The 16,320-nt window shown below is 64.4% G+C and carries 22 protein-coding genes; 4 read left to right on the top strand and 18 right to left on the bottom strand.

The window, feature by feature from the left end:
* The first annotated feature begins 11 nt into the window (after positions 1-11).
* Positions 12-1,970: a glycogen debranching protein GlgX gene (gene glgX / locus QQK18_RS03970; protein WP_284338990.1), complete on the top strand. Its 1,959-nt coding sequence runs from the start codon at positions 12-14 to the stop codon at positions 1,968-1,970.
* A gap of 2 nt (positions 1,971-1,972) precedes the next feature.
* Positions 1,973-2,689, top strand: a complete 717-nt coding sequence (locus tag QQK18_RS03965; RefSeq protein WP_284338989.1) for a metallophosphoesterase — start codon at positions 1,973-1,975, stop codon at positions 2,687-2,689.
* Positions 2,690-2,699: 10 nt separating this feature from the next.
* Here the strand turns inward: QQK18_RS03965 and ureG are convergent, their stop codons facing one another.
* The 10 genes from ureG to ureC form a co-directional block, all read right to left on the bottom strand.
* On the bottom strand, positions 2,700-3,332 hold the full coding sequence (ureG, locus tag QQK18_RS03960; protein WP_284338988.1) for an urease accessory protein UreG: 633 nt from the start codon (positions 3,330-3,332) through the stop codon (positions 2,700-2,702).
* Positions 3,333-3,342: 10 nt separating this feature from the next.
* Complete coding sequence (locus tag QQK18_RS03955; RefSeq protein ID WP_284338987.1) at positions 3,343-3,774, bottom strand: DUF3995 domain-containing protein; 432 nt, start codon at positions 3,772-3,774, stop codon at positions 3,343-3,345.
* Positions 3,771-4,433, bottom strand: a complete 663-nt coding sequence (locus QQK18_RS03950) for an urease accessory protein UreF (protein WP_284338986.1) — start codon at positions 4,431-4,433, stop codon at positions 3,771-3,773. Before QQK18_RS03950 ends, QQK18_RS03955 begins: the two co-directional genes overlap by 4 nt.
* On the bottom strand, positions 4,430-4,903 hold the full coding sequence (locus QQK18_RS03945) for an urease accessory protein UreE (protein ID WP_284338985.1): 474 nt from the start codon (positions 4,901-4,903) through the stop codon (positions 4,430-4,432). Before QQK18_RS03945 ends, QQK18_RS03950 begins: the two co-directional genes overlap by 4 nt.
* A gap of 61 nt (positions 4,904-4,964) precedes the next feature.
* Positions 4,965-5,555, bottom strand: coding sequence for a hypothetical protein (locus tag QQK18_RS03940; RefSeq protein ID WP_284338984.1), 591 nt, complete (start codon positions 5,553-5,555; stop codon positions 4,965-4,967).
* Positions 5,556-5,617: 62 nt separating this feature from the next.
* Positions 5,618-6,022 (bottom strand): MliC family protein, encoded by a 405-nt coding sequence (locus QQK18_RS03935; protein WP_284338983.1) that lies wholly within the window; start codon positions 6,020-6,022, stop codon positions 5,618-5,620.
* A 126-nt stretch (positions 6,023-6,148) separates the two neighbouring features.
* Positions 6,149-6,613, bottom strand: a complete 465-nt coding sequence (locus QQK18_RS03930) for a GNAT family N-acetyltransferase (protein ID WP_284338982.1) — start codon at positions 6,611-6,613, stop codon at positions 6,149-6,151.
* A gap of 3 nt (positions 6,614-6,616) precedes the next feature.
* A complete protein-coding gene (locus tag QQK18_RS03925; protein ID WP_284338981.1) occupies positions 6,617-6,913 on the bottom strand; it encodes a putative quinol monooxygenase in 297 nt (98 codons plus the stop codon).
* A gap of 64 nt (positions 6,914-6,977) precedes the next feature.
* A complete protein-coding gene (locus QQK18_RS03920; protein ID WP_284338980.1) occupies positions 6,978-7,439 on the bottom strand; it encodes a DUF4126 domain-containing protein in 462 nt (153 codons plus the stop codon).
* 46 nt (positions 7,440-7,485) lie between these two features.
* A complete protein-coding gene (ureC, locus tag QQK18_RS03915; protein ID WP_284338979.1) occupies positions 7,486-9,195 on the bottom strand; it encodes an urease subunit alpha in 1,710 nt (569 codons plus the stop codon).
* A 197-nt stretch (positions 9,196-9,392) separates the two neighbouring features.
* Between ureC and QQK18_RS03910 the strand changes: the two genes are divergently transcribed.
* Positions 9,393-10,079 (top strand): hypothetical protein, encoded by a 687-nt coding sequence (locus tag QQK18_RS03910; RefSeq protein ID WP_284338978.1) that lies wholly within the window; start codon positions 9,393-9,395, stop codon positions 10,077-10,079.
* Positions 10,080-10,194: 115 nt separating this feature from the next.
* Here the strand turns inward: QQK18_RS03910 and QQK18_RS03905 are convergent, their stop codons facing one another.
* From QQK18_RS03905 to QQK18_RS03885, 5 genes are read right to left on the bottom strand one after another with little or no spacing between them, the layout of a single operon-like run.
* Positions 10,195-10,587, bottom strand: coding sequence for a hypothetical protein (locus QQK18_RS03905; protein WP_284338977.1), 393 nt, complete (start codon positions 10,585-10,587; stop codon positions 10,195-10,197).
* A 39-nt stretch (positions 10,588-10,626) separates the two neighbouring features.
* A complete protein-coding gene (locus tag QQK18_RS03900; protein ID WP_284338976.1) occupies positions 10,627-10,932 on the bottom strand; it encodes an urease subunit beta in 306 nt (101 codons plus the stop codon).
* Positions 10,933-10,954: 22 nt separating this feature from the next.
* On the bottom strand, positions 10,955-11,545 hold the full coding sequence (locus tag QQK18_RS03895) for a HupE/UreJ family protein (RefSeq protein WP_284338975.1): 591 nt from the start codon (positions 11,543-11,545) through the stop codon (positions 10,955-10,957).
* A gap of 37 nt (positions 11,546-11,582) precedes the next feature.
* The gene (locus QQK18_RS03890; RefSeq protein ID WP_284338974.1) at positions 11,583-11,885 is read right to left on the bottom strand and encodes an urease subunit gamma; all 303 of its coding nucleotides are present in this window, start codon (positions 11,883-11,885) and stop codon (positions 11,583-11,585) included.
* A 31-nt stretch (positions 11,886-11,916) separates the two neighbouring features.
* Positions 11,917-12,756, bottom strand: coding sequence for an urease accessory protein UreD (locus QQK18_RS03885; protein ID WP_284338973.1), 840 nt, complete (start codon positions 12,754-12,756; stop codon positions 11,917-11,919).
* Positions 12,757-12,892: 136 nt separating this feature from the next.
* Here QQK18_RS03885 and QQK18_RS03880 point away from each other — a divergent pair, with 136 nt between their 5' ends.
* A complete protein-coding gene (locus QQK18_RS03880; RefSeq protein WP_284338972.1) occupies positions 12,893-13,228 on the top strand; it encodes a hypothetical protein in 336 nt (111 codons plus the stop codon).
* Between the two features lie 136 nt (positions 13,229-13,364).
* Here QQK18_RS03880 and urtE read toward each other — a convergent pair whose 3' ends face one another.
* The 3 genes from urtE to urtC form a co-directional block, all read right to left on the bottom strand.
* On the bottom strand, positions 13,365-14,069 hold the full coding sequence (gene urtE / locus QQK18_RS03875; RefSeq protein WP_284338971.1) for an urea ABC transporter ATP-binding subunit UrtE: 705 nt from the start codon (positions 14,067-14,069) through the stop codon (positions 13,365-13,367).
* A 226-nt stretch (positions 14,070-14,295) separates the two neighbouring features.
* A complete protein-coding gene (urtD, locus tag QQK18_RS03870; protein ID WP_284338970.1) occupies positions 14,296-15,045 on the bottom strand; it encodes an urea ABC transporter ATP-binding protein UrtD in 750 nt (249 codons plus the stop codon).
* Between the two features lie 3 nt (positions 15,046-15,048).
* A complete protein-coding gene (urtC, locus tag QQK18_RS03865) occupies positions 15,049-16,254 on the bottom strand; it encodes an urea ABC transporter permease subunit UrtC (protein WP_284338969.1) in 1,206 nt (401 codons plus the stop codon).
* Positions 16,255-16,320: the final 66 nt, after the last annotated feature.

Genomic DNA, 16,320 nt, shown 5'->3' with positions numbered 1-16,320 from the left:
GAGACACAAGAGTGCTCGGCGCGACCGCGTTGGCGCAGGGCGTCAACTTCGCCGTCTACTCCGAGACCGCTTCGGCGCTCTGGGTCTCGATCTACGATGAGCTCGACCGGGAGACCGACCGGTTCGAGATGGATGTGCACGCCGACAACGTGCACGCCGTGCTGGTTGCCGGCCTCGGGCCCGGCACGCGCTACGGCTTTCGTGCCGACGGCGAATACAATCCGGCCCAAGGCTATTTCTTCGATCCCAGCAAGCTGCTGGTCGACCCCTATGCGCGCCGGCTCGACAGGGTGTTCGTGCGCTCGCCACGCCTGCGCCTGCCGCGCGAGGATGCGGTCGATACTGCTCCGCTCATCCCAAAGGCGATCGTGGTGGGTGAGCGCAATCCGCTTGCGATCCCGCGGCGCAAGGCGCCGCAGCTCTTTTACGAGCTCAATGTGCGCGGCTTCACCATGAAGCATCCGGGCGTGCAGGGGCCGCTGCGCGGCACCGTCGCCGGGCTCACCACCAAACGGGTGATCGACCATTTCAAATATCTGGGTGTCGATGCGGTCGAGCTGATGCCAACGGCCGCCTGGATCGACGACGGGCACCTGCCAGCGCTGGGGTTGACCAATGCCTGGGGCTACAACCCGGTCAGCTACTTTGCCGTCGATCCGCGGCTTGCGCCGCGCGGCCCGCAGGAATTGCGAGTGATGACCGACCTTTATCGCAAGAACGGCATCTCGGTGATCCTCGACGTCGTCTACAACCATACCGGGGAAGGGGACGCCAATGGCCCGATCCTCAGCCTCAAAGGGCTCGACGGGCGAACTTACTACCGCCATGTAGAGGTGGACGGGGAGCAGCACCTCGTCAACGATGCGGGCACGGGCAACACCTTGCGTTGCGATCATCCGGCCGTGCAGCGGCTCGTCATCGAGAGCCTGAGGTACTGGGTCGAGGAAATGGGCGTTTCCGGCTTCCGCTTCGACCTTGCCACGATCCTCGGGCGCGAACCGGGCTTCAATGCGCGGGCCCAGATGCTGGAGAAAATCAAGGCTGATCCGATCCTTTCCAAGTCCATACTCGTTGCCGAGCCGTGGGACCCGGGGCCGAGCGGTTACCAGTTGGGGCAATTCGGTCCGCAGTTCCGCGAATGGAACGACACTTATCGCGACGAGGTGAGGAGCTTTTGGCGCGGCGACGACGGGCGTATCGGAGCGTTGGCGGCAAAGGTCGCAGGATCGTCGGAAATTTTCGATTTCGACGGCCGAAAGCCGAGTCATGGCATCAATTTTCTCGCCGTCCACGATGGCTTCACGCTGCGCGATCTCGTCAGCTACCACGACAAGCACAACGAGGCGAACGGCGAGGAGAACCGGGACGGGCACAACCACAACTCCTCGTGGAATTGCGGCGTCGAAGGTGAGACGGACGACGAAACGGTGAACGCGGCGCGCAAGCGCGACGTCAGGGCACTCCTTGCGACGCTCCTGGTCTCGCGCGGCTCGCCTCTGATCCAGCAGGGCGACGAGATGTACCGCACGCAACGCGGCAACAACAACGCCTATGCGCAGGACAACGACATCACCTGGGTCGACTGGGAGAACGTGGACGGTGAGCTGGTCGATTTCGTTTCGGCGCTGCATGCCTTCCGCAAGAAGCACCCGGCGCTGACCGACGATCACTTTCTGAACGGGCAGGAGCGACACGGAGTGCGTGACGTCGCGTGGCTCCATCCGGACGGGCGCGAGATGAACGGGACGGACTGGACCGAGCACGGGGCTTCAGTGCTCGGCATGCACCTGACCATCAAGAAGGACGTCGTGCTGGTCTGGTTCAACCGGCGAACCGAGCCGGTCGTTGCGCGGTTGCCGGAGGGCGAATGGACTGCTGGTTTCCAATCCGACCCGGCGGAAGTAACCTTCGCGGGCGGATCGGCGACGTTGCCGCCACGTTCGGTGGTGGTACTGGTGCCAGGGGATTAGTCATGATCATTGCGCAGCTCAGCGACATCCATATCAAGGACGATGCCTCGCTAGCCCGGCTCGACCAGGTTCTCGACTGGCTCTCGACCCTGCGCCCAGACGCGATCGCGGTCAGCGGCGATCTCGCCAATCTGTCGCACCAGTCCAACTACGAAATGCTCAGGGCCCGACTGGAGACCTTCGGCGTCCCGGTCCTGGTGGTTCCAGGCAATGTCGACAACCGCGAGGCCATGCGCACGGTGTTTGGCGGTCCGCAGACGGGCCCGCTCAACAGGGTCGTGGCGGTTGCCGACAGCCTGCGGCTCGTCGGCCTCGACGTCACTATTCCCGGCGCGGTGCACGGCGATGCGGCGCCCGTCCGTGATTGGCTGGAGCACGAGCTCAATTCAGGTGGTCCGCCGGCGCTGGTCTTCCTTCACCAGCACCCCTTCAATTGCGGCATGGATGAATACGAGACCATCGACTGTCGCAATCAGGAGGCGTTGTCGGCGGTAATCGGACGCGCCCGTGATAGCGTGCTCGGTATCTTTTGCGGGCATCTGCACCGACCCATGTTCGCCCGCTTTGCCGAATTACCCGCCGCAATCGCCCCGTCCGTCGCGCCAGCCGGTAAACTGGTCGCCGATGGCCACGAGACGACGACAACAGATCCGCCGGGCCTGCTCGTCCATCACGTCAAGGACGGGATGCTGGTGAGCCACATGATTTCGATTGGATAGCAGGCGGTGACTATTCCGCCGCATTCGCGGCCGTGAGACCTCCGGCCTTCTCGATAAAGGCGATGATCTCGTTCACGCCTTCACGGCGCAGGAGGTCGGCAAACACATGGGGACGCCCCGCGCGCACCTTCTGCGTATCGGCTTCCATGATCTCGAGGCTGGCGCCCACATAGGGTGCCAGATCGGTATGGGTGATAATCAGCAGGTCCGAGCGCGAGATGGCGGGGCCGCCCTTGCGCGGCACCTTCTCACCCTGGGCAACGGAGATGACGTAGAGGGTCAAGTCCGCCAGGTCCGGCGAGAAGGTCGCGGCCAGGTTGTCGCCGCCCGACTCTATGAGGATGACGTCGAGGTCCGGGAACTTGCGGTTCAACTCGTCGATGGCGGCAAGGTTGAGGGAGGCGTCCTCGCGGATGGCCGTGTGCGGGCAACCGCCCGTCTCGACACCGATAATTCGCTCCTCGGAGATTGCCTGGGCGCGGGCGAGAATCAGCGCATCTTCCCTAGTGTAGATGTCGTTGGTGACGACCGCCATGGAATAGCGCTCGCGCATGGCTTTCAGCAGCATTTCGCAGAGGGTGGTCTTGCCGGAGCCGACGGGGCCGCCGATGCCGATGCGCAGGGGACCGTTGATCGATTTCATGGCGTATTCCTCAGATGAGCCGCGGAGCGATAAGGGCGATGAAGCCAATCCCGAGCGCGATGCAAAGCGGAGAATAGACGCGCGCGTCGTTGAGGCGGAAGTTCGGCTCGGGCGTGCGCTCCGCCCACCAGCGCGTATAGCCGAGAACGCCGCGGGTGAGAAAAAGGCTGGCGGGTACGATGCCGGCAAGGGTCAGCCACAAGCCGCCAGCCGCCTCATCGGCCAGCGCAAGGGCGAGGATACCGGCGGCGAGCATTGCGATAGAGACCGCCAAGGAGGCGATCCTCGGGGGCATGTGCTCGATGTCTTTAAGCCCGACGACAGTCTGGGCGAGGAGCTTCTCGTTGCGGATCGGCCAGGTGCGGCCGGTCGCCCACAGGAAATGGGCAAAGCTGACTGCCAGCAGGGCGACGAACATCAGCGAAGCAACGAGCATGCTCATGACTTGAATATCCTGGTGGGCAGCGTCTCGTGGCGCATCTGCGCGATGTCACTGGCGTAGGCGATGCCTCCGATGTCTGCAAGTGCGGCATGTTGCGCGGCCTGCGCTTCGGCTGCGATCACCGGCTCGAGCGCCGCCTGGATGGCGAGGCCTTCGTTCTGCCCGATCGGCACGAGGCGCACGGCGACCGAGACTTGCGCGTGCACCGCGGAGGTGAGGAAGGCGAGGAGCGTCTGGTTCAGCGGTATCTGGTGGGCCGCTGCCGCCGCGCCGACGGCGACCGGGTAGGGGCTGGGTGTCGGCAGGCTCGTGTAGTGCGGCGAAGGCCAGGTCCTGGCGGCGGCGACAAAGGCGTCTCCCATGGCGAGGGTCTCCTGCCGCCGCTCGCGCGCGGGCGTCAGCGCCAGGCAGAGATCGGCGAGCTCACGCAGGATCGCGGCGTCGGTGAAGCCGCGATGGGCGTGGGCGAGCAGGATCGCGTCGGTGCGGGTCGCGCCGTGGCGCAGGTTGGCCTCGATCCATTCATGTGCCTTGCCCGCGGTCTGGACCGGTCCTTCAACGATAGCGGTCTCGAGCCCGGCCGACCAGGCGAAGCCGCCGACGGGAAAGGCGGGCGACAGCCAGGTCAGGAGCCGTTGGAGCGCGGCGCTATCGCTCATTGGCGGTAGAGGAGGGCATGGCCGGTATCGGCGTGCCCATGCGCGTGGTAGGCGCCATGTTCGGGCGTAAACGGTTCAGTGACGTCAGCGACCGTCGCGCCGAGGCCTTCGAGCATGGCTTTAAGGACGTGGTCGCGCGCGATGAGGATGCGGCTCTCCTCGAGCTGCGCGGGGGTGTGACGGTTGCCGATATGCCAGGCAAGGCGCAGGAGGTGCTCACCACTACGGCCGCGCACTTCGAGGAGCTGTTCCTCGGCCGCGATGACCTCCACAAGCCGGCCGTCCTCGAGCACCAGGGCGCCGCGGTCCTCGAGCGTTATCGTCTGCGGGAAATCCACCAGCACTTCGTCGCCATGTACGAGGGTCAGGAGCTTGCGGCGCAAGCGCCGTTCGTCATGGGCGAGGGTGACGAGATCGAAGGGAATGCCGTCACTGTGGCCGGCGGGCAGGTGCGAAATCGCGCGGAGCATGGTCTTCCTGTTTTGATCGCCCGTACCGAGGCTTCCCGACCTCGGCAAGGACCATAGCGGGTCAGGTTAAGGTATAGAAGAGCCTGACGATCCAGGACGCCTGATAAAGGAGGTGGACGATCACCAGGGCGAGATGGAAGCGGCGGTCGCCATTCCAGATAGCGGCGACGCTGAATCCGACGCCGATAGGGGTCTGCACATAGTATTCCAAGCCGAAGCGGGCGAAGTGCTCCTCGCCCTTGGTCAGCGTGTCGATGAGATCGAAAACGAAGGTGGCGCCGAACAGAGCGAAGAACCAACGCCGGCGCTTGAGGAAGAAATCCTCGTACCCCTCGTATTCGGCGAGACTGTCGGGAAAGAGGAGCGCTGCCAGCAGGAAGAGCACCACAGCGTAGCCGACGACGAAAAGAAAGAGCCCGAAATTCCAGTCGTGGATGGCAAAGAGCTCGAACTGCCACCACCAGAAGAAGATGAGCTCGACGAGGATCGAAACCGCCCACAGAAGATGAATCAGCGAGACCCTGGCGCGGTTCGGGTGCTGGATGAGGCTGGCGGCCCCCATCAGAATGCGCGTGATCCCAAGGCCGACGACCATGCCCATGACGATGCGGATGTGGGGGAAGAGCTGGTCGGCGAGGGGAGGTGGTTCCATGCGTCCAGTCTTGTCGTCGCAGCGCTAGTTACCCAGGTCCATTGCCGTTTCCGCGTGCCGCCTCAAGGCCCTTCGGTGAACTCGAGACAAGCGGCGACTGGTTCGGCATCCGGGCCGAGGGTGAGGTCATGCAGGCTCGCCTCGGGTCCGGACGTCCACCATTCCCAGTGGGCGGCGGCGTAGCGGGCGCCGGAGGCCGACAGTACGGCCGAAAAGATCAACGTCTCGCCTTCGACCGGCACGAGGGCGAGGAAGTTGGGTGCGGCGTTAATGTACTCGACCGCGAAGGGTTCGAGGCCTTCACACTCGTAGCGCACGAGGCGTTTTTCGGCGTCGCCATCGGTGCCGAGGGTGAGGACGACGGTTGATTGGACGCCCAGTGCCGGTTGGGCGTGGGTGGATATGGTCAACGCAAGTAAGGCGGCGAGGGTGGAGAGGCCGGATCTGGCGAGTGTACGGATCGTCATGCTGGGTCCTTCCGGGTCAGAGCGCGTGATTTGATGGAATCAAATCACGCGCTCTACTTAGTTGTCGCGGGACTTTCCGCGAAAAACCGGTTCCCACTTTTTCGCGTTCCGCTCTAGGCGGCAGGGTCACCGGGCGAAGGCGATATGGTGTTGCGGCTCGAATCCGAGGCTCGCGAAGAACTGTGACGCTCGTGTGTTGAAGGCCCAGTAGTCCACGCCGACCTCGTCGATCCCGGCGTCCGCCAGGCGGGAGCGGGTGGCCTCGACGAGCGCGCGGCCGAAGCCCTGGCGCCGAACTGACGCGGACACACCGATATGGTGAATGTAACCGGCGCGTCGGGGGTGATGGTAGAAGTTGGCCGGGCGATCGAAAATCTCGAACCATATGTAGCCGACGGGTTGTCCGGCATCCTCGGCAACCAGAACGGTATGGCCCTGCTTGCCCAGGGTCTCGCGGAACATGCCTTTTGCGGCGTCGGCATCCAAATCACTTCGGAATATGTCCGGAAGCGCCTTCGCATGGATGGCCTGCACGTCGCTCAGCAGGGCAATCAGCGCATCGAGGTCGCGCTCCTCGGCGTCCCGGACCATGGCCTACATGACCTCGACGCGATCGGGGTGAACGATCTCGACCTGCGCCTCGATCACATAAGGTTTGATGGCCTCGCGAAAGGCGACGACATGAGGGGCATTGAGATGGTCGGCAAGCGCCTCGCGGCTCTCCCATTTCTGAACGAAGACAAGGGTTTCGGGGTCGGTGGTGCTGGCATCGAGGTCGTAGAGCAGGCAACCGGCCTCACGGCGGGTCGCGGCGATGCAAGGCTGGGCGAGGGTCGCATAGGCTTCGAGCGCGTCGGGCCGAATGCGGATGGTGGCGATGACATAGATCAAGCGCGTTCTCCTTGGTTCAAGGCTAACGCAGGGGCGCAGGGGAGGCCAGCGCGGATTTTGGCCGTCAGGCGACTGCCATGACGATGAGAATCGCCCCGACAACGGCAACGACGTCTTCGATCAGAGCAGCGGGTAGGTCCCGCCGGAATGCGCGGGCCAGCCGGGCGCGGGCTTCGGCACCGCCATAGGTGCCGATGATCGCACCGATGGCGCCCGCAACCAGGCCGCCGACCCATTCGCTTGCCGCAAGGCCGAGCACAGCACCGCTGAATGCGCCGCTGAGGAGGCGGCCGGTGAACGGCGTCGGCAATTTGCGGCTAGGCGTTGTGGGCAGCTTGTCGCCAACCAATTCGGCAAAAGCGGGAAGGGTGAGAATCCAGGGCGTCATGGTCGCGCCCATGAAGGCTGCCCAGGTGCCGGAGAGGTCGATCCAGCCTATGGCTGCCGCCCAGCTCACTGCTGCCGACGCGGTCATGGTGCGCAGGCCAGCGGCGGCGCCGAGGAGAAGCGCGAAGGCATATATCATACTCATTGCCCCAAAAAACGCGGCGCCCGTGCCGTGGTCAAAGGTCTTAGAACAGGAAATAGCGCTGCGCCATGGGCAGTACGCTTGCCGGCTCGCAGGTGAGCAACTCGCCGTCGGCGCGGACCTCGTAGGTTTCCGGATCGACCTCGATATGAGGCGTTGCCGAGTTGTGGATCATGGCGGCCTTGCCGATGCCGCCACGGGTGTTCTCGACCGGCACAAGTGCCTTGGCGACGCCGAGGCGATCCTTGAGGCCCGCATCCGCGGCGGCCCTCGACACGAAGGTCACCGAGGAGTTGGTCCGCAGCCTGCCGTAGGCGGCGAACATGGGGCGATAATGCATGGGCTGCGGCGTCGGAATCGACGCGTTGGGGTCGCCCATGGGCGCGGCGGCGATGGAGCCGCCGAGAAGCACCATCTCGGGTTTGACGCCGAAGAAGGCCGGGTTCCACAGCACGAGATCGGCGCGCTTGCCGACCTCGATCGAGCCGATGTGCCGGCTCAGGCCCTGGGCGATGGCTGGGTTGATGGTGTATTTGGCAAGGTAGCGCCTGACCCGGAAGTTATCGTTGTCGCCCGTTTCCTCGGGCAGCCGCCCACGCTGGCGCTTCATCTTGTCGGCGGTCTGCCAGGTGCGGATCAGCACTTCGCCGATACGCCCCATGGCCTGGCTGTCCGACGAGATGATGGAGAAGGCCCCGATATCGTGGAGAATGTCTTCGGCGGCGATGGTTTCCTTGCGGATGCGGCTCTCGGCAAAGGCGACGTCCTCGGGAATCGAGGGCGAGAGGTGATGACAGACCATGAGCATGTCGAGGTGCTCGGCGATGGTGTTGCCGGTATAGGGCCGGGTCGGATTGGTGGAGGAGGGGATGACGTTGGCAAGGCCTGCGACCTTGATGATGTCGGGTGCGTGGCCGCCGCCGGCGCCCTCGGTATGGAAGGCGTGGATGGTGCGGCCTTTGAAGGCGGCGACGGTATCCTCGACGAAGCCGCTTTCGTTGAGCGTATCGGTGTGGATCATCACCTGCACGTCGTAGGCGTCGGCGACCGATAGGCAGTTGTCGATGGCCGCCGGGGTCGTGCCCCAGTCCTCGTGGAGCTTCAAGGCCGCGGCGCCGGCGAGGATCATCTCTTCGAGCGGCGCGGGGAGGGAGGCGTTGCCCTTTCCGGCGAGCGCCAGGTTCATGGGAAAGGCATCAAAGCTTTCGATCATGCGCTCGATGTGCCACGCGCCAGTGCAGGTGGTGGCGAGCGTGCCATGAGCGGGACCGGTGCCGCCGCCGAGCATGGTGGTCACGCCGCTCATCAGCGCTTCTTCGATCTGCTGGGGACAGATGAAGTGGATGTGGGCATCGAAGCCGCCGGCAGTCAAAATCCTGCCTTCGCCGGCGATAGCTTCGGTCGAGGGGCCGATGACGATGTCGACGCCGGGCTGGGTATCGGGATTGCCCGCCTTGCCGATGCCGACGATGCGACCCTCCTTCAGGCCGATATCGGCCTTGTAGATGCCGGTGACGTCGACGACGAGTGCGTTGGTGATGACGGTATCGACGGCCCCTTGCGCGCGGGTGCGCTGGGACTGGCCCATGCCATCGCGGATCACCTTGCCGCCGCCGAACTTCACCTCCTCGCCATAAAAAGTAAAATCCTTCTCGACCTCGATGAAGAGCTCGGTATCAGCCAGACGCACCCTGTCGCCGGTGGTCGGACCGTACATGTCGGCATAGGTCGCACGGGAGATGCGGGCAGGCATAGCAGGCTCCGTCTTCAGGTTGTCAGGGTGTTGCCGATGGGCCGCACGGAGATGGTTTTCCGGCGGTCCACTGTAGTTTTAGCGTTTGTTCTCAGGGGGTTGCGGTTGTGCCTGGCCCGAGTGGCGCAACCATACCGGCGGAAGCGCATTGGACGAAGCACGCGGGAGGCAATACCTGGAATAAGAAAGGATAAGCCATGCGTAGCAATACGATCGCTCTCACTCTGGCCGCCGCCCTCCTGGCTTCCACAGCCGTCGCACCCTTTGCGCAGGACGCCGGCGTCGGCGTCGATGCGGGGGGCGACGTCGGGGTGGACGTCGAGGCCGGCGATACCGGGGTAGATGCCGGCGTTGATGCCGAGGTCGATACCAGCGTCGATGCCGGTGCAGACACGGACACCGATACCGGGGGCGACGCGGGCGTTGATGCCGGGGTCGATACCAGTGCCGGCGCAGACATGGGAGGCAGCAAGACGCTGGACGATCTTTCGTCTGCACTCACGGCCGGCGCTTCGGCCGAACTCGACCTCAGCGCCGTGACGGACGAGTCCAAGGTGACCATCGTTCGGCTGTCCGAACTTGCGGTCGATGCGCAGGGATCGGCGGAAGCAGAGGCAGATGCCGCGGTCGATGCGGAAGGCAGCGAGGAAATGACGGACACCGATACGACGGCGGAAGGTACTGCCGGCACGACCGCTGAAAGCGACATCGATGCGCTGCTCGAGGCCAATGCCGGCAGCATGACTTCGCTGCATTCGCAGCTTGAAGCCAACGCGGCGATTACCGCCAAGCTGCAGGCCGAAGGGTTCGAGGCCGCAGATGTCGTCGCGCTCGACGTCGAAACCGATGGCTCTGCAACCGTCTATGTCGACGACCGCGCCTGACCCGAATTGAGACAGTGACAGGTGGCGGGACGCACCTGCGTCCCGCCACTTCCTCGCCAGGCGGTCCAAAGTCCCGCAATCCGCACCGATCGCCGGAAGCCCGTTCATCCGCGTCTCAGACGCCTTTCTTTCGAGAGCGCCTATAGAAGACGATAGTCCGGTCGATCAGTTCGTCGAGCAACTGGCCGCCTTGTTTGATCTCGGGTGAGGTATAGGTCGGGGCAATGAGCGACATCGCCAGAGCCTGGACGGCATAGGCCTGCTTGATGCGGCCTTCCTGAACGTGGGTATTGCCACCCTCGCGAAAGCTTTCGAGCAACGTGTTGTAGTCGGCGCGGCTCATGCGCTTCTTGGCCTGGCTCCAGTTGGACGCCTTGATCTGACCGGAGAGGTCCGAGGCGAGGCGCCCGAGCAGCAGCATGGCTTCGGCGTCCTTGGTGCCGGCCTTGTGGAGATCGTCAACAACGGCTGCAAGACCCGTCTTAAAGTCGTCTTCCTTGATAGTCATCAAATCCCTTTGAGGTAGGTGGGGCGGCGGTAGTGCCGGTCAGAGCGGCCCCATGGTCCTTTGCTGAAATCCGTAGACGGTGCGCCCGCCCGATAGGGGCACCAGCGTCACTTCCCGGGTCTGCCCCGGCTCGAAGCGGACGGCGGTGCCGGCGGCAATATCGAGCCGCATGCCGCGGGTCCGCTCCCGGTCGAAGCGCAGGCCCGTATTGGTCTCGTAGAAATGGTAGTGCGAACCGACCTGGATCGGTCGATCGCCGGTATTGGAGACCTCGATGGTCAGCGTCTCGGCGCCTGCGTTGAGCTCGATGTCGCCCGGCTTGGGCAGGACTTCCCCCGGTATCATGGCTTCACCTCCTAACCGGCCTTCACGCGCCGACGGCGAGCCAGACGCCGCCAAGCGCCGTCAGGCCGCCGAGAATTTGGATCGCCATGCGGCTGCGGCCGGTGTCGAGGATGCGCGCGAAGCCGAGGCCGAGCGCGATGCCGACGAGGTGCAGCGCGGCGGTGGCGACGATAAAGCCTAGCGCGAATTCGAGCGCGCCGGCGGCGCCGAGCTCGCCGCCGTGGGCATGGCCGTGGAAGAGGGCGAAGACTGCGACCATCGCGGCGACGGCTGGCGCCGGCACGGGCAGTGCGAGCGCCACCATGACACCGACGAAGACCACCGAAACGAGGATCACCGGCTCGACGAAGGGCAAGGACACCCCGGCGATCGCCGCGGCAAAGCCGAACGCCATGGCGCCAACGAACGCGGCCGGGACTATCCAGATGGCCCGCCTGCCAGCCACGGCGGCCCAAAGGCCGACAGCCACCATCACCAGCACGTGGTCGAGCCCGAAAAGCGGATGGGTGAAACCGGCCATTACCGGGCCGTGGGCCATGGGGTCGAGATGGGCAAAGGCGGGCGCCGTGGCGGCGCCGACGGCGAGAATGGCGATCAGAATGCGCTTGAGCATCGATGTTCCTCCTGGTGATCTCGTGGCGGTTGATGGATCAGCGGATCGGCTGGTGAACGGTGACGAGCTTCGTGCCGTCAGGGAAGGTGGCTTCCACCTGAACGTCATGGATCATCTCGGCAATGCCTTCCATGACCTGATCGCGGGCAACGACATGGGCGCCCGCCTCCATCAGGTCGGCTACGGAGCGGCCATCGCGGGCCCCCTCGACGACGAAATCGGTGATGAGCGCGATTGCCTCCGGGTGGTTGAGCTTGACGCCGCGCTCGAGGCGCTTGCGCGCCACCACGGCAGCCATGGAGATCAAGAGCTTGTCTCTTTCGCGCGGGGTCAGGTTCATTGGCGGTTCTCTTGGGGCGGTTCTCTCGGAGTCAGCTGTGCCACAGGCGGGGAAGGCTTCCCGCACCGGAAAGGTCGGCAACTATTGGAACGATCAATCGGCGCAAGGCAAGTCCGCTTTGCGCCATGGCTCGTATGACGAGACGCTCGCCTTCGGCGCTGGCGGCCACGCGCGGATCGTCGGCAATCCGCGGCCGGATCGCCGCCAGGTGCCGTTCTGCATCTGGGCCGATATGGACGAGGCTGGCGAAGGCGCGGGCACCGGCGAGCAGCGAGATGGCATCCCGCTCGAACCGGGGCTCGCCGGTCAGCCGCGTCGCCTCGGCGTGGATCAGGCGACCATTGCGCCGGATGCGCCAGTTGTCGGCGAAGCGGGCATAGCGCGCCTCCTCGCCCATGGCGTCGCGGCCGAGCAGCACCGCCTCGATGCCGGTAAACGTCGCGCCGTCTTCGACATCGATCTTCATGCTGCGGTCGAGATACGAATCTTCGAACAGGATCGTTTCCTGCGGCAGCCAATCGATATGGGCGCCGGGACCGGCGCAAAGGTGCGTCTCGACGCGGGCGGCAGGGCCTGTCGTGCGGTAGATGCGCTCGCAGGCCTGGGTGGTGAGGACGAGCCTGGCACCGGCCGCCGCCTCCGCCTGCCAGCGCAGATTGTCACCGCCGGTGAGCCCTCCGGCGGTGTTGATGAGGACGGCTTCGATGGCCGGCGAATGGGTATTGGGCAGGCGGATCTTGCTGCATCCCTCCTGGTAGAGGGTGCGCAGCATCGTTCGGCCCTCACGGTCGGCGACGACGATGCGGCCGACGCCCTGCGCACGTTGCAGGCGCGCTGGTGGGTTTGTCGGCTCGGCCGTCATCGAAAACATGAACCGGTTCTTCTTGAGGCAGGAAAATAAACGTGATCGGCGGGATATCCGCGTGGGACGCAACAATTATTTGACAGCAGCGTTACACCAACCGAGCACCTGCTCGCCAAGAAAGTTAAATCGAGAGGAAATAGAGATGCAATTGAAACCACTTGCGTCAACGATTGCCCTCGCCGCTGCGCTGGCCTTTTCCGGACCGGTGTATGCTCAGTCGATGATCAATGGCATGACCATTCCCGAGGACGAGCTTCCGCTCGTCCAGCAGCAATGCGACGAACTCAAGACCGCTGCCGGTACCGAATCGGAGTCCACAGACGAGTCGGCAGGCGACGCGGAGCTCGAGGACTCGGGCGACGATGCAGTCGAGGACGAAGTCGAAGCCAGCGGCATGGCCCAGGCTGAAACCCCCACGATCGATCTCGAGACGATCGATCTGCAGGCCTGCATCGATGCGGGTCTGGTGATGGAATAGGATAGCGTCCCTCCCCTGGATGCTTGCGCCCGGCCCAGTGCCGGGCGTTTTCGTTGGAGCGCGATGTGGTTTGATCGAGTCCAATCACGCGCGTCTCATTTTTTTCACGAAGAGCCGGTTGCTTTCACATCGCGCTTTAGACGACGAGGTGCCGGCGCACCTCGGGCAGGTCGAGGTCGCTCGCCGGCCCCGAATGGCGGACTTCGCCCCGGTCCATGACATAGATGTCGTCGGCGATCTCTCGACAGAAATCGAGAAATTGCTCGACGAGGAGAATGGTCATCTCCTTTTCGTCGCGCAGGAACTGTAGCGCCCGGCCGATGTCCTTGATGATCGAGGGCTGGATGCCTTCCGTGGGCTCGTCGAGGACCAGCACCCGAGGACGCGCGACCAATGCCCGCCCGATCGCCAATTGCTGTTGCTGACCGCCGGAGAGGTCGCCGCCCCGGCGGGCGAGCATCGACTTCAAGACCGGGAATAGCTCGAAGATATAGCCGGGAATGTTGCGGTCGCGGCGCGGCAAGCCGGCATAGCCGGTTTCGAGGTTTTCTCGGACGGTCAGGAGCGGAAAGATTTCGCGGCCCTGCGGCACATAGCCGAGGCCCATGCGGGCCCGGCGGTAGGGCGGCAGTTTCCGCAGCGTCTGCTCGCCGAAGACGATGGAGCCGGCCGATATTTGGTTGATGCCGGTGATCGCGCGCAGCGTCGAGGATTTGCCGACGCCGTTGCGGCCCAGCACGGCGGTGATGCGGCCGGGCTGGCAGTCGATGGAAACTGCCTTGAGCGCCTGGGCGGCACCGTAATGGAGGTCGATGGCGTTGACGGAAAGGGCGGTGGTCATGAGATCCCTCCAAGGGCACGACACCGTCTCCCTCCCCCTTGTGGGGAGGGTAGCGCAGCTTGGGGCCGTATGGCTCCTAGCGAAGCTGGGTGGGGGTACGCCGCCGTAGACTCGATGCTGCAGCTCCTGCCGCGAGATACCCCCACCCGACCCGCTTCGCGGGCCACCCTCCCCACAAGGGGGAGGGAGATGCCGGCTGAGCCTTCCGTGCTGAATCGCGACATACTCACCTCCCGAGATACCGTTCGATCACGATGGGATTAGCGCTGACCTGCTCGAGCGACCCTTCAGCGAGCACCGAGCCTTCGGCGAGACAGACGACGCGGGTGGCGAGGTCCCGCACGAAGCTCATGTCGTGCTCGACGACGACGACCGAGCGGGTTCGTGCGATTTCGGTCAACAGCCTCGCAGTCTCGCCGGTCTCGGCATCGGTCATGCCCGCGACCGGTTCGTCGACCAGCAGGAGCTTGGGGTCCTGGGCGAGGAGCATGCCGATCTCAAGCCACTGCTTCTGGCCATGGGAAAGATCGGCAGCCAGATCCTCCTTGCGGTCGGTCAGCCGCACGGTCTCCAGGATCTCCTCGATACGGGCGATGTCCTCGTCGCCTGCCACATAGAAAAGGGTCCTCACGATGCCGCGCGGCTTCTTCAGGGCCATTTCCAAATTGTCCCAGACAGTCTGGCTTTCGAACACGGTCGGCTTCTGGAATTTGCGGCCGATGCCGAGGTTGGCGATCGCCGCCTCGTCGAGTCTCGTCAGGTCCGTGCGTCCGTCGAAATAGACCTCGCCCGCGTCGGGCCGTGTCTTGCCGGTAATAATGTCCATCATTGTCGTCTTGCCGGCGCCGTTCGGGCCGATGATGGCCAACATCTCGGCCGGGCGCACGATGATCGAGAGATTGTTGAGGGCCTTGAAGCCGTCAAAGGCGACCGACACCCCGTCGAGGTAGAGCATGGTGTCCTGGGCGTTGATCATCGCCTACTCCGCGGGCTTGGGCTGGGGGTCGCCGATCAGCGTCGTCGGATCCTCGCCGCGCTCTTCGGCGTCGGACGCCTGGGCTTCGCCGGCGGCGGGCCGTGCAGGCTCGTGTCGGCGGCTCACGGCGCGCCACTGGCCGAGGAGGCCGACGATCCCTTTGGGCAGAAAGAGGGTGACGAAGACGAAGAGGGCGCCTAGCGCATAGAGCCAGAACTCGGGCAAGGCGCCGGTGAAGTAGGACTTGCCCATGTTGACGACGACGGCGCCGATGATCGGCCCGACGATGGTGCCGCGCCCGCCGACGGCGGTCCAGATGACAATTTCGATGGAATTGGCCGGCTCGAACTCGCCCGGATTGATGATGCCGACCTGAGGGACGTAAAGCGCACCGGCAACGCCCGCCATGACGGCGGAAACGGTGAAAGCGAAGAGCTTCACATACTCCACCCGATAGCCGAGGAAGCGGGTACGGCTCTCGGCGTCGCGCACCGCGATCATCACCTTGCCAAGCTTGCTGTTGACGATCATCGAGCAGACGAAGACGGAAAGGGCAAGCGCCACGGCGGTCGCTGCAAAGAGCGCGCCGCGGGTGGTCGCCGCCTGTACCGGCTGGCCGAGGATGTCCTTGAAGTCAGTCAGACCGTTGTTGCCGCCAAAGCCCATGTCGTTGCGAAAGAAGGCGAGCAGCAGGGCGAAGGTCATCGCCTGGGTGATGATCGAGAGATAGACGCCGGTGACACGGCTGCGGAAGGCGAAGAAGCCGAAGACGAAGGCGAGGAGGCCGGGCACCAGGACGATCATAAGGGCGGCGAACCAGAACTGGTCGAAGCCCATCCAGTACCAGGGCAACTCCTTCCAGTTGAGGAACACCATGAAGTCGGGGAGGACCGGGTTCGCATAGACGCCGCGGTCGCCGATCTGGCGCATCAGATACATGCCCATGGCGTAGCCACCGAGAGCGAAGAATGCGCCGTGCCCGAGCGAGAGGATGCCGCAATATCCCCAGACGAGGTCGAGGGCGAGCGCCAGCATGGCGTAGGTCAGGTACTTGCCGAACAAGGTGACGACATAGATCGGCACATGACCCGGCTGGCCCGGGGGGATCATGAGGTTGGCCGCGGGCACAGCGATGGCGAGCGCGACAAGGATTGCAACCAGCCAGAGGGCCTTTTTGTCGAGGGCGCGTAGGAGCGCTTGGGTGATCATGCTCGCACGCCTTCGGATGTGAGGGTGTCAAAGTAGAAGCCCCTCACCCTAACCCTCTCCCCGGAG

It is taken from the genome of Devosia nitrariae (assembly GCF_030160115.1).
Taxonomy (GTDB): Bacteria; Pseudomonadota; Alphaproteobacteria; order Rhizobiales; family Devosiaceae; genus Devosia; species Devosia nitrariae.
Note: the sequence above shows the minus strand (reverse complement) of the source record. Positions and strands in the feature narration are given on the sequence as shown.